We start from the raw sequence: 13,145 nt of genomic DNA on the forward strand, positions 1-13,145 counted from the left end.
TTTTTTATTTTTTGCCCATTTGTTGGCACCTTTGGGCGAAAGCGGTTGCTCGGCCGTGTTTTCTGCTGTTAGATCGCCATTACGGGTTGAATAACCATAGTGACTATCATGGTTACTCATTACCCTTCCGCTTTCGGTACGCTGTGTGTTAAGCCGTACTCTGAAAGCGTAGGGTAAACAACGCCACAGGATCCATTGTCATTTTCAGAGTCATTTAAAGGGGTTAACGTGAAACTGGATGAAATCGCGCGTCTCGCAGGCGTTTCGCGCACTACGGCCAGTTATGTCATCAACGGCAAGGCGAAGCAGTATCGTGTCAGTGATAAAACCGTCGAAAAAGTGATGGCCGTGGTCAGGGAGCACAATTATCACCCGAATGCCGTAGCTGCAGGGCTGCGTGCAGGCCGCACTCGTTCTATCGGCCTGGTGATCCCGGATCTGGAAAATACCAGCTATACCCGCATCGCCAACTACCTGGAGCGTCAGGCTCGTCAGCGCGGTTATCAACTGTTGATCGCCTGCTCGGAAGATCAGCCGGATAATGAAATGCGCTGCATTGAACATCTGCTGCAGCGTCAGGTAGACGCGATTATCGTTTCTACTGCGTTGCCGCCAGAGCATCCTTTCTATCAACGCTGGGCTAACGATCCTTTCCCAATTATCGCGTTGGATCGCGCTCTGGATCGTGAACACTTTATCAGCGTGGTGGGGGCCGATCAGGAAGACGCCTTTGCCCTGGCGCAGGAGTTACGCACTTTCCCCGCCAAGTCGGTGCTGTATCTGGGGGCTTTGCCTGAGCTTTCTGTCAGTTTCTTGCGTGAGCAGGGTTTCCGCCAGGCCTGGCAAGATGATGAGCGGCAGGTGGATTATCTGTATGCCAACAGCTATGAACGTGAGGCGGCCGGTGTGCTGTTTGCGGAATGGCTGAAAACCCATCCGATGCCACAGGCGCTGTTTACCACCTCATTCTCGCTGTTGCAGGGGGTGATGGACGTAACGCTGAAACAGCATGGGCGTTTACCGGCGGATCTGGCAATTGCCACCTTTGGTGACCATGAGCTATTGGATTTCCTAGAGTGCCCGGTGCTTGCCGTGGCCCAACGCCACCGTGATGTTGCCGAGCGAGTGCTGGAGCTGGTGCTTGCCAGCCTGGATGAACCACGCAAACCCAAACCGGGTATGACGCGGATTCGTCGTAACCTGTTCCGCCGTGGCAGCCTGAGCCGCAAATAATGCCCTCACCCTAACCCTCTCCCATAGGGGGAGGGGACCGATCGTGCCACTGGTTGATACGGTTTTCGTCCTGCGCGTTATCCCAGCTACAGAATCTGATTACAGCTCCGTATCTGTTCTCTCCGATCGAGTGGGCCTGTTTGGTGCTGAGATTACCTCTTTACTTCCACCCGAGCAGGGACCATCGGCTCCCTCTCCCTGTGGGCTGAGGAATCCCCAGAAAAATTGAGGCGAGAAATAGGCTGTTTTTCAAACAAAAGTGGGGGTGAAAAACAGCCTTAAGCAGACGAGAAGAAGTCGTTCGTCATTCTCTCACTGCCAATTTACGAACAAAATGGAACAGATTGTTCGTAAAACACTCGTTCTAATTCTCTGAAACCACTAACAAAAAATTAGTGGGGATTCCTCAGCCCATAGGGGGAGGGGACCGATCGTGCCACTGGTTGATACGGTTTTCGTCCTGCGCGTTATCCCAGCTACAGAATCTGATTACAGCTCCGTATCTGTTCTCTCCGATCGAGTGGGCCTGTTTGGTGCTGAGATTACCTCTTTACTTCCACTCGAGCAGGGACCATCGGCTCCCTCTCCCTGTGGGAGAGGGTTGGGGTGAGGGGACCTAAACGTAACCCACCACGCGAAACAGCCTGCGGCAATACTCCAGAAAATAACCGTACACCATGCCCATCGCCATTGAGATCACCGCATTGCTGGTCACCGCAGCCAGGATCTGCTGGCCGTCTGCCCCCACGCTCCACAGAATGACGGCGTAAACTGGCGATTGAAAACTGACGTAAGCCAACAGATCGGCCAGGTTACGCAGCAAAAATTGCCCGCGGGGGCTGCGGCGTGCGGTGGCGATAAAGAAATCGCGGTAGCGGCCATAGGGCCAGGCGATCAAGATATTGACGGGGATCGACACCAGCCGGGAGGAGAGCGATTGGCTGAAGCTCATGCCCGAAATCAATATTTCTATCGCCATCCCGACGATAAAACAGTACACCACCAGCGCAAAGGTATCGGCGGCAGCGCTGCGCCATGGTGAAACGGCTCTAGACATGACACGATCCCTGAATTCATTGGTTAACATGTTGCTTATTAATGTTAATTAGGTGTTATTAACTGGATGTATTGCTATTTAGTAGTTTACTTGACTGAGTTGAATGTTTTAAGTGGTTTAAAATTTTTATTTTTAACATTTGGCTGATTTTTATCCTGAAAACAGAGGGAAAAGCCTGGAAAGCAGGAATTTAAAATGGCGCTTGAAATTATTATCATTATAAACAATGTGTTATGATTTTCTGGTGCCGGGGAGAGGACGGCTTTGTGGGGGATTTATAAATAGGCACACTAAATTTACGTATATTTAAAAATTGGCAAAAAAAGCCAGGCGAATTGTAAATAGGTGTTTTGAGAATAATCTTACGAGTTTGATTTGAATCGTAATTAGCGGCTTGAGCCAGTGGTTCGCCATTTATTTTATCTTTGGGTTGTTCTTTGACGGAATAATTGAAGTAAAATAGCGCGCCGTTGGCAGCGAAATACTCTCTGAGTGTTATTAAGTCAAGGGTTTATGGCATTTTTCAGCGGGCAGGCGTTTGTGGCCAAGCCTTGACCGATGCGGGATGCGGTGGGGTTATCCCCACCGAGAGCGATGTTGAAAAGTGAGACCTGGATTGCAGAAGGGCATATTGAGTTATTTAATCGTCAATTTGTGTTTATTTTAATCACACTCTTTCCGCTTAGAAAATTCTCCTCTTTAATCATGATGTTAATTTATATTCATGCAATAAATAGAGTTCCTTTCGTGAGCCAGCCTCCAAATTATGCCTATAAATATTGCCAAACCGCTCTTGCTCTGGCTTGACAAGGTTTTCATACCCTCCGTAAACTCCCTTATGTGGGAATTTGTGGTGTAAAGTGGTGAAAAGGGTCATGAGGGGGTAGCTCAGGTATGTTTCGTGGGGCAACGATGGTCAACCTCGACAGTAAAGGACGGCTCGCCGTACCGACCCGGTATCGGGATTTACTGAATGAGGAATCGCAAGGCCAAATGGTTTGCACCATTGACCTCCATCAGCCCTGCCTGCTGCTTTATCCATTACCGCAATGGGAAATCATCGAGCAAAAGTTGTCCCGTCTGTCGAGCATGAATCCCGCCGAGCGCCGCGTCCAGCGCTTGCTGTTGGGCCATGCCAGCGAGTGTCAGATGGATAATGCCGGTCGGTTGCTGTTAGCCAATACGCTGCGCCAACATGCCGGGCTTACTAAAGAAGTGATGCTGGTCGGGCAGTTCAACAAGTTTGAACTGTGGGATGAACAGATCTGGTATCAACAAGTCAAGGATGATATTGACGTGGAACAGTCCACTCAGGAACCGTTGTCTGAGCGGCTACAGGACTTGTCACTATAAGCATGCTGGAAAATTATAAACATACGACCGTACTGTTGGATGAGGCCGTGAAGGGTCTCAATATTCGCAGTAACGGCATCTACATCGACGGTACTTTTGGTCGCGGTGGCCATTCTCGTCTGATCTTGTCCCAACTGGGGCCGGAAGGGCGTTTGTTGGCTATCGATCGCGATCCGCAGGCTATTGCCGCAGCTCAATCTATTGCAGACCCACGTTTTACTATCATCCACGGCCCGTTTTCCGATTTGGCTGATTATGTGCAGCAACGGGAACTGGTGGGCAAGATCGACGGCGTGTTGCTCGACTTAGGTGTCTCTTCACCGCAGTTGGATGACGCAGAACGCGGATTTTCCTTTATGCGTGACGGCCCGCTGGATATGCGTATGGACCCTTCAAGCGGCCAATCCGCCGCCGAATGGTTGATGAAAGCGGAAGCTGACGATATTGCCTGGGTGCTGAAAACCTTCGGTGAAGAGCGCTTCGCCAAACGCATCGCCCGCGCCATCGTGGAAAGAAACCAGGTCGAGCCAATGACCCGTACCAAGGAACTGGCCGAGCTGATCGCCCATGCCAGCCCGTTCCGTGACAAGCATAAACACCCGGCAACCCGCAGCTTCCAGGCGATCCGTATCTACATCAACAGCGAGTTGGAAGAGATCGAACGCGCGCTGGACGGTGCATTGGCCGTGTTGGCACCAGAAGGCCGCCTGTCGATCATCAGCTTCCATTCGTTGGAAGACCGTATCGTCAAAAGCTTTATGCGCCACCACAGCCGTGGTGCCCAGGTTCCGGCAGGAATTCCGCTCACTGAAGCTCAGTTGCGTGAAATGGGCGGCCGCACGCTGAAAGCCTTGGGCAAAATGAAGCCAGGTGATGTTGAAGTGGCTGAAAACCCACGGGCGCGCAGTTCGGTACTGCGTATTGCCGAGAGGATGCCCGCGTGATTGGTAATGAGCGCCACGGTTTAGTTGGCGTCATTGGTGGCGATCTGCTGCGTAACGCCAAGATCCCGTTGATTTTGATGGTCGCAGCGCTGGTTTCTGCGGTGTTTGTGGTGACCACCGCGCACCGTACCCGCCTGCTGACCGCTGAGCGCGAACAGCTGGTGCTGGAGAGAGATGCGCTGGATATCGAATGGCGCAACCTGATCCTGGAAGAGAATGCCCTTGGCGATCACAGCCGCGTAGAGCGTATTGCCACCGAAAAATTGCAGATGCAACACGTTGATCCATCGCAGGAAAATATCATTGTCAAGCCATGAGTGGTTTAGCCGAAGTTACGATACGGAGCAAATAGCTAACGCATGAAAGCAGTACGTCCCGGTAAGAAGTTGAAACGCCAGGAAGATCAGGCCAGCTTTGTCAGCTGGCGTTTTGCGTTGCTGTGCGGTTGTATTCTGTTGGCGCTGGTTGGGCTGATGCTGCGTGTGGCTTATTTGCAGGTGATCAATCCGGACCGGTTGGTGAAAGAAGGCGATATGCGCTCGCTGCGTGTGCAGGCGGTGCCTACCGCGCGCGGCATGATTAGCGATCGCTCTGGCCGCCCGCTGGCGGTGAGCGTGCCGGTGAACGCCGTGTGGGCCGATCCGAAAGAGTTGAACGAACGCGGGGGTATTACGCTGGATTCGCGCTGGAAAGCGCTGTCCGACGCGTTGCAAATTCCGCTCGATCAGCTCTCCAATCGTATTAATGCCAATCCGAAGGGGCGGTTTGTCTATCTGGCCCGGCAGGTTAACCCGGCGATTGGTGATTACATCCACAAGCTGAAATTGCCTGGCATCTACCTGCGCCAGGAATCGCGCCGCTACTACCCGTCTGGCCAGGTTACTTCTCATATCATCGGCGTGACCAACATTGACGGCGAAGGGATCGAAGGGGTCGAAAAGAGCTTTGATCGCTGGCTGACCGGCCAACCGGGCGAAAGAACCGTACGTAAAGACCGCTATGGCCGAGTGATCGAGGACATCTCCTCGGTAGACAGCCAGGCGGCACACAACCTGGCGCTGAGCATCGATGAGCGCCTGCAGGCACTGGTTTATCGTGAGTTGAATAACGCCGTCGCCTTCAACAAGGCGGAGTCTGGTACCGCAGTGCTGGTGGACGTGAACACTGGCGAGGTGCTGGCGATGGCCAACAGCCCATCGTACAACCCGAACAACATGGCCGATACGCCGAAAGACACCATGCGTAACCGTGCCATCACCGATATTTTTGAACCTGGTTCTACCGTGAAACCGATGGTGGTAATGACGGCGTTGCAGCGCGGCGTAGTGAAAGAAAATAGCGTGCTCAATACCATTCCTTACCGCGTTAGCGGCCATGAAATCAAAGACGTGGCGCGCTATTCGGAACTGACTGTGACCGGGATCTTGCAGAAGTCGAGTAACGTCGGTGTTTCAAAGCTGGCGTTAGCGATGCCGTCCTCAGCGTTAGTAGATACTTACTCACGTTTTGGGCTGGGAAAAGCGACCAATTTGGGGCTGGTCGGAGAAAGCAGTGGCTTATACCCAAAAAAACAACGGTGGTCTGACATAGAGAGGGCCACCTTCTCTTTCGGCTATGGGCTAATGGTAACGCCGTTACAGTTAGCGCGAGTCTATGCCACGATCGGCAGCCTGGGCGTTTATCGCCCACTGTCGATCACCAGGGTTGACCCTCCGGTTGCCGGTGAACGCGTTTTCCCTGAGGCTACCGTGCGTACGGTAGTGCACATGATGGAAAGCGTCGCCTTGCCGGGCGGTGGTGGGGTGAAAGCCGCCATCAAGGGTTATCGTATCGCCATTAAAACCGGTACCGCCAAAAAGGTCGGGCCGGATGGTAAATACGTCAACCGATATATCGCTTATACCGCGGGGGTGGCGCCAGCTAGCCAGCCTCGTTTTGCTCTGGTGGTGGTCATCAACGATCCACAGGGTGGGAAATACTACGGTGGTGCGATTTCCGCGCCGGTGTTTGGTGCCATCATGGGGGGCGTGCTGCGGATCATGAACGTTCAGCCAGATGCGCTACCCACCGGTGACAAAAGCGAATTAGTGATTAATAACAAAGAGGGTTCAGGTGGCCGATCGTAATTTGCGCGATTTACTCGCTCCGTGGGTGCCAACGGCACCCGAGCGCGCGCTGCGGGAAATGATATTAGACAGCCGTATTGCGGCTGCCGGGGATCTGTTTGTCGCCGTAGTTGGCCATCAAACGGATGGACGCCGCTATATTCCGCAAGCCATCGCCCAAGGGGTTGCCGCCGTTATCGCCGAAGCGGAAGGTGAAGCTGAAGACGGTAAAATTTGCGAAATGCACGGCGTGCCGGTGATTTACCTGAGCCAGCTTGGCCAGCGCCTGTCGGCGTTAGCCGGGCGTTTCTATCATCAGCCTGCCGAACGTCTGCGCCTGATTGGCGTGACGGGGACCAACGGTAAAACCACCACCACACAACTGCTGGCTCAGTGGAGTCAACTGTTGGGCGAAACTGCCGCCGTGATGGGTACCGTGGGCAACGGTTTGTTAGACCAGGTTTGCCCAACGGAAAATACCACCGGCTCTGCCGTCGACGTGCAGCACGTGCTTAACGATCTGGCGCAGCAAGGGGCTACCTTTGCCGCGATGGAAGTTTCCTCTCACGGTCTGGTGCAACACCGCGTGGCGGCTTTGCCCTTTGCCGCAGCCGTTTTCACCAACCTGAGCCGCGATCACCTGGATTACCACGGTGACATGGCCAGCTACGAAGCGGCCAAATGGTCACTGTTTGCTGGCCACGACGTTGGTCAGGCGATCATTAATGCCGACGATGAGGTCGGGCAGCGTTGGCTGGCCAAATTGCCGGACGCGGTGGCCGTCACCATGCAAAACAATTTGCAACCTGGCTGTCATGGCCGCTGGCTGAAAACCACGGCGGTGGACTATCACGACAACGGTGCCACCATCCACTTCAGCTCAAGCTGGGGCAACGGCGAGATCGAAAGCCGCCTGATGGGGGCCTTCAACGTCAGTAACCTGATCCTGGCATTGGCGACGCTGCTGTCACTCGGTTACCCGTTTGAGAAGCTGGTTAACACGGCCAATCAGTTACAGCCGGTCTGTGGCCGGATGGAAGTCTTTAATGCGCCAGGCAAGCCGACGGTGGTGGTGGATTATGCCCACACCCCGGATGCACTGGAAAAAGCGCTGGAAGCCGCTCGCCTGCATTGCCAAGGGCAACTGTGGTGCGTGTTTGGCTGCGGTGGCGATCGTGATCGAGGTAAGCGCCCACTTATGGGTGGTATTGCCGAGCAGTTTGCCGACCGGGTAGTGGTCACGGATGACAATCCGCGTACCGAAGAACCGCAGGCCATCATCAAGGATATCCTGGCCGGTCTGCTGGACGCCGGGCATGTACAGGTGATCCACGGGCGCGCCGAAGCCGTGACCAGCGCCATCATGCAGGCCAAAGAGCAGGATGTGGTGCTGGTGGCGGGTAAAGGCCACGAGGATTACCAACTGGTGGGCAACCGACGTCTGGATTACTCCGATCGCACCACCGTCGCACGTTTATTGGGGGTGTTGGCATGATCCCGGTCTCGCTTCAGACGCTGGCGGCGGTATTGGATGCCGAGCTGATCGGCCCCGATTGCATCATTACCGAGGTGACGAGGGATACTCGTCAGGTCACTGCGGGTTGCCTGTTTGTGGCCCTGAAAGGGGAGCGTTTCGATGCTCACGACTTTGCCGCCGATGCTGTCGCCGCTGGCGCAGGTGCTTTGCTGGTAAGTAAGCGCTTATTGGTGGAGGCCCCGCAACTGGTGGTGAAAGATACCAGTCTGGCACTGGGGCAGTTTGCTGCCTGGGTACGTCAGCAAGTACCAGCCAAAGTGGTAGCGCTGACCGGTTCATCGGGCAAGACCTCGGTGAAAGAGATGACCGCGGCCATTTTACGTGAATGTGGCGAAGTGCTGCATACCGCCGGGAATTACAATAACGAGATCGGCGTGCCGCTAACGCTGCTGCGTTTAGAGCCGCAGCATGATTTTGCGGTGATCGAGCTGGGTGCCAACCATATCGGTGAGATTGCCTATACCACCGCCTTGGCGCAACCGCAGAGCGCGCTGGTGAATAATCTGGCCGCAGCCCATCTGGAAGGTTTTGGCTCACTGGCTGGCGTTGCGCAGGCCAAGGGTGAAATCTTTGCCGGTTTGCCGGCGGATGGCGTGGCGATCCTCAACGCCGATAGCAACGACTGGCCGCACTGGCAGGCGCAGTTACAGGGCAAGACGGTCTGGCGTTTCTCCCCCCAGGCTGCGGAATCTGTGGATTTCTTTGCCAGCGATATTCAGGTGAAAGGGAGCGTCACTCATTTCACCCTGCACAGCCCGTTCGGCACGGTAGCGATCGAGTTGCCATTACCAGGCCGCCATAACGTGGCCAATGCGTTGGCGGCAGCAGCACTGGCGATGTCGGTTGGCGCTACGCTGGCTGCCGTAAAGGCGGGCTTGCAACAGCTTCAGGCTGTGCCGGGGCGTTTGTTCCCGATCGCCTTGGCGCAAGGCAAGCTGTTGCTCGATGACAGCTATAACGCCAACGTCGGCTCCATGACGGCAGCAGCGCAGGTGCTGGCAGAAATGCCGGGTTATCGCGTAATGGTCGTTGGTGATATGGCCGAGTTGGGCGCAGAGGCCGAAGAGTGTCATCGTCAGGTGGGTGAAGCTGCCCGTCTGGCCGGTATTGATAAAGTCATCAGCGTGGGTGGGCTGAGCCAGGTCTTGAGCTCCGCCGCCGGTAACGGTGAACATTATCAGGATAAAACAGCAGTGACCGCGCGCGTAGCGGAACTACTCTCAGCACATGCGGTAATTACCGTGTTAATCAAAGGTTCACGTAGTGCCGCAATGGAGCAGGTAGTACGCGCGTTACAGGAGAAAGCACCATGTTAGTTTGGCTGGCCGAACATTTGGTCAAGTATTACTCAGGCTTCAACGTCTTTTCTTATCTGACGTTCCGGGCCATTGTCAGCCTGCTGACCGCACTGTTCCTTTCCCTGTGGATGGGGCCGAAGGTGATCAAACGCCTGCAGGAAATGTCCTTTGGCCAGGTAGTGCGTAACGACGGGCCAGAATCGCACTTTAGCAAGCGCGGCACGCCGACCATGGGCGGCATCATGATCCTGACCTCCATCACCATTTCGGTGCTGATGTGGGCCTATCCGTCCAACCCTTACGTGTGGTGCGTACTGTTCGTACTGGTGGGTTACGGCATCGTCGGCTTTGTCGATGATTATCGCAAAGTGGTGCGCAAAGATACTCGGGGGTTGATCGCCCGCTGGAAATATTTCTGGCAATCGGTGATTGCCCTGGTCGTGGCCTTTGCCATGTATGCCGTAGGAAAAGACACGCCAGCCACCGAGCTGGTTGTGCCGTTCTTTAAGGACATCATGCCGCAGCTGGGCCTGCTGTATGTACTGTTGGCGTACTTTGTGATTGTCGGCACCAGCAACGCGGTCAACCTGACCGATGGGCTGGATGGGCTGGCGATCATGCCAACCGTGTTTGTGGCGGCGGGCTTTGCGCTGGTGGCCTGGGCGACCGGTAACATGAACTTCGCCAACTACCTGCATATTCCGTATCTGCGTCATGCCGGTGAGTTGGTCATTGTCTGCACCGCGATCGTCGGGGCTGGTTTAGGTTTCTTATGGTTTAACACCTATCCGGCTCAGGTGTTTATGGGTGACGTGGGTTCACTGGCGCTGGGCGGCGCGTTGGGCACCATCGCCGTGCTGCTGCGCCAGGAGTTCTTGTTGCTGATTATGGGCGGCGTGTTCGTGGTTGAAACGCTGTCGGTGATCCTGCAGGTGGGATCGTTCAAGCTGCGCGGGCAACGTATTTTCCGCATGGCGCCGATCCACCATCACTATGAATTGAAAGGCTGGCCAGAACCACGGGTGATCGTGCGCTTCTGGATTATTTCGCTGATGCTGGTGCTGATTGGCCTGGCGACGCTGAAGGTGCGCTGATTATGGTGGATTATCAGGGTAAAAAAGTGGTCATTATCGGGTTGGGCCTTACCGGCCTGTCCTGCGTTGATTTCTTTATGACCCGTGGCGTGACGCCGCGGGTTATGGATACCCGTATTTCGCCGCCGGGCCTGGAGCAACTGCCCGAGAGCGTTGAACGTCATCTGGGCTCCCTGAACCAGGAATGGTTGCTGTCTGCGGATTTGATTGTGGCCAGCCCAGGCATGGCATTAGCGACTCCGGCTTTGAGCGCTGCCGCCGATGCCGGGGTTGAGATCGTCGGTGACGTTGAGCTGTTCTGTCGTGAAGCCCAGGCGCCAATCGTGGCGATCACCGGTTCCAACGGCAAGAGCACCGTCACCACGCTGGTGGGCGAAATGGCCAAGGCCGCCGGTTGGGCCGTGGGCGTCGGGGGCAATATCGGCCTGCCAGCGCTGAGCCTGCTGCGCCAGGAGTGCCAACTGTACGTGCTGGAGCTGTCGAGCTTCCAATTGGAAACCACTTACAGCCTGCATGCCGCAGCGGCCACCATTTTGAACGTGACCGAAGATCATATGGATCGTTATCCATTTGGCCTGCAGCAATACCGTGCCGCCAAATTGCGCGTCTATGAAAATGCCGAAGTCTGCGTAGTGAATGCGGACGACGCGCTGACCATGCCGGTGCGCGGTGCCGATGAGCGCTGTGTCAGCTTTGGTGCCGACGTGGGGGACTACCATCTCAACCGCCAGCAGGGTGAAATCTGGCTGCGGGTGAATGGTGAGAAAGTCCTCAATACCAGCGAGATGAAGCTTACCGGTCGCCATAACTTTACCAATGCGTTGGCGGCCCTGGCCCTGGCCGATGCCGTCAAGCTGCCGCGTGCGTCCAGCCTGAAAGCGCTGACGACCTTTACCGGCCTGGAGCACCGCTTCCAACTGGTGTGGGAACACAACGGCGTGCGCTGGATTAATGATTCCAAAGCCACCAACGTTGGCAGCACCGAGGCAGCGCTGAACGGCCTGCAGGTTAAGGGTACGCTGCATCTGCTGTTGGGCGGTGATGGCAAGTCTGCGGACTTCTCGCCGCTGGCGCGCTATCTGCAAGGTGACAACGTGCGTTTGTACTGCTTTGGCCGCGATGGCGCACAGTTGGCACAGCTGCGTCCGGAAGTCGCCACACAGACAGAAACGATGGAGCAGGCGATGCAGGCCATTGCCCGGCAGGTGGCGTCAGGCGATATGGTGCTGTTGTCACCGGCCTGCGCCAGCCTGGATCAGTTCCGTAATTTTGAAGTGCGTGGCAACGAGTTTGCCCGTCTGGCACAGGAGCTGGGCGGATGAGACTACGGGTGCCGACGTTCGGCCTGACCAACAAGCTGAAAGACTGGGTGATGGGATCGCGTGAAAGCGATACGAGCAGCATGGTGCTGTATGACCGTACCCTGCTGTGGCTGACCTTTGGCCTGGCGATTGTTGGTTTTGTGATGGTGACGTCGGCCTCGATGCCTATCGGCCAGCGCCTGGCAGAGGATCCGTTCCTGTTTGCCAAGCGCGATGCGCTTTACCTTGGTCTGGCATTCGGCCTGTCGCTGGTGACGCTGCGTATCCCGATGGCCGTATGGCAGCGCTACAGCAACGTCATGCTGTTGCTATCGATAGTCTTGTTGCTGGTGGTGCTGGTGGTTGGCAGCTCGGTAAACGGGGCTTCACGCTGGATTTCACTGGGCCCGTTGCGTATCCAGCCCGCAGAGTTATCCAAGCTGTCGCTGTTTTGCTACCTGGCGAGCTATCTGGTGCGCAAGGTGGAAGAAGTCCGCAGCAACTTCTGGGGCTTCTGTAAGCCAATGGGCGTGATGGTGGTGCTGGCGGTGCTGCTGCTGGCCCAGCCGGATTTGGGGACGGTGGTGGTGCTGTTTATCACCACGCTGGCGATGCTGTTCCTGGCCGGGGCGAAGATGTGGCAGTTCCTGGCGATCATCGGTTCGGGCGTGTTTGCCGTGGGGCTGCTGATTATCGCGGAACCTTACCGTATGCGCCGTGTGACTTCGTTCTGGAACCCGTGGGCCGATCCGTTTGGCAGCGGTTACCAGCTAACCCAGTCGCTGATGGCGTTTGGCCGCGGCGAGTTCTGGGGGCAGGGGTTAGGCAACTCGGTACAGAAACTCGAGTATTTACCCGAGGCGCATACCGACTTTATCTTCTCCATTTTGGGCGAAGAACTGGGCTATATCGGTGTGGTTTTGGCCCTGTTAATGGTATTCTTCGTCGCTTTTCGCGCCATGTCGATCGGCCGCAGGGCGTTGGAGATAGACCAGCGGTTTTCCGGTTTTCTGGCGTGTTCAATCGGTGTCTGGTTCAGTTTCCAGGCGTTGGTGAACGTCGGTGCGGCAGCGGGGATGCTGCCAACCAAAGGCTTGACCTTGCCACTGATAAGCTACGGTGGTTCGAGCCTGTTAATTATGTCGACGGCGATCGTGCTGTTGCTGCGAATTGATTATGAAACGCGCCTGACCAAAGCGCAGGCGTTTGTGAAGAGGTAGCGG

11 protein-coding genes are annotated in these 13,145 nt (G+C 55.6%); 10 read left to right on the forward strand and 1 reads right to left on the reverse strand.

The window, feature by feature from the left end:
• Positions 1–228: 228 nt before the first annotated feature.
• Positions 229–1,233, forward strand: a complete 1,005-nt coding sequence (gene cra / locus ABIE29_RS02355; RefSeq protein WP_429616650.1) for a catabolite repressor/activator — start codon at positions 229–231, stop codon at positions 1,231–1,233.
• A gap of 616 nt (positions 1,234–1,849) precedes the next feature.
• Here cra and ABIE29_RS02360 read toward each other — a convergent pair.
• A complete protein-coding gene (locus tag ABIE29_RS02360; protein WP_429616651.1) occupies positions 1,850–2,290 on the reverse strand; it encodes an L-alanine exporter AlaE in 441 nt (146 codons plus the stop codon).
• Between the two features lie 894 nt (positions 2,291–3,184).
• Between ABIE29_RS02360 and mraZ the strand changes: the two genes are divergently transcribed.
• The 9 genes from mraZ to ftsW are packed head-to-tail and all read left to right on the forward strand — an operon-like array spanning position 3,185 to position 13,142.
• Entirely contained in the window at positions 3,185–3,643 is a 459-nt protein-coding gene (gene mraZ / locus ABIE29_RS02365) for a division/cell wall cluster transcriptional repressor MraZ (RefSeq protein ID WP_429616652.1), read from the forward strand.
• A gap of 2 nt (positions 3,644–3,645) precedes the next feature.
• Positions 3,646–4,587 (forward strand): 16S rRNA (cytosine(1402)-N(4))-methyltransferase RsmH, encoded by a 942-nt coding sequence (gene rsmH, locus ABIE29_RS02370; protein ID WP_024527176.1) that lies wholly within the window; start codon positions 3,646–3,648, stop codon positions 4,585–4,587.
• Entirely contained in the window at positions 4,584–4,904 is a 321-nt protein-coding gene (ftsL, locus tag ABIE29_RS02375; RefSeq protein ID WP_429616653.1) for a cell division protein FtsL, read from the forward strand. The genes rsmH and ftsL overlap by 4 nt, the downstream gene beginning before the upstream one ends.
• A 42-nt stretch (positions 4,905–4,946) precedes the next feature.
• A complete protein-coding gene (locus tag ABIE29_RS02380; RefSeq protein ID WP_429616654.1) occupies positions 4,947–6,713 on the forward strand; it encodes a peptidoglycan glycosyltransferase FtsI in 1,767 nt (588 codons plus the stop codon).
• On the forward strand, positions 6,700–8,187 hold the full coding sequence (murE, locus tag ABIE29_RS02385; RefSeq protein WP_248943996.1) for a UDP-N-acetylmuramoyl-L-alanyl-D-glutamate--2,6-diaminopimelate ligase: 1,488 nt from the start codon (positions 6,700–6,702) through the stop codon (positions 8,185–8,187). Before ABIE29_RS02380 ends, murE begins: the two co-directional genes overlap by 14 nt.
• Complete coding sequence (murF, locus tag ABIE29_RS02390; RefSeq protein ID WP_429616655.1) at positions 8,184–9,545, forward strand: UDP-N-acetylmuramoyl-tripeptide--D-alanyl-D-alanine ligase; 1,362 nt, start codon at positions 8,184–8,186, stop codon at positions 9,543–9,545. The genes murE and murF overlap by 4 nt, the downstream gene beginning before the upstream one ends.
• The gene (gene mraY, locus ABIE29_RS02395) at positions 9,539–10,621 is read left to right on the forward strand and encodes a phospho-N-acetylmuramoyl-pentapeptide-transferase (protein ID WP_429616656.1); all 1,083 of its coding nucleotides are present in this window, start codon (positions 9,539–9,541) and stop codon (positions 10,619–10,621) included. Before murF ends, mraY begins: the two co-directional genes overlap by 7 nt.
• A gap of 2 nt (positions 10,622–10,623) precedes the next feature.
• A complete protein-coding gene (gene murD, locus ABIE29_RS02400) occupies positions 10,624–11,943 on the forward strand; it encodes a UDP-N-acetylmuramoyl-L-alanine--D-glutamate ligase (protein ID WP_429616657.1) in 1,320 nt (439 codons plus the stop codon).
• Positions 11,940–13,142, forward strand: a complete 1,203-nt coding sequence (gene ftsW, locus ABIE29_RS02405; RefSeq protein WP_209523344.1) for a cell division protein FtsW — start codon at positions 11,940–11,942, stop codon at positions 13,140–13,142. The genes murD and ftsW overlap by 4 nt, the downstream gene beginning before the upstream one ends.
• Positions 13,143–13,145 lie beyond the last annotated feature (3 nt).

Origin of the sequence: Serratia sp. 2723 (assembly GCF_050434425.1) — a bacterium.
In the GTDB taxonomy this organism is placed as follows: Bacteria; Pseudomonadota; Gammaproteobacteria; order Enterobacterales; family Enterobacteriaceae; genus Chania.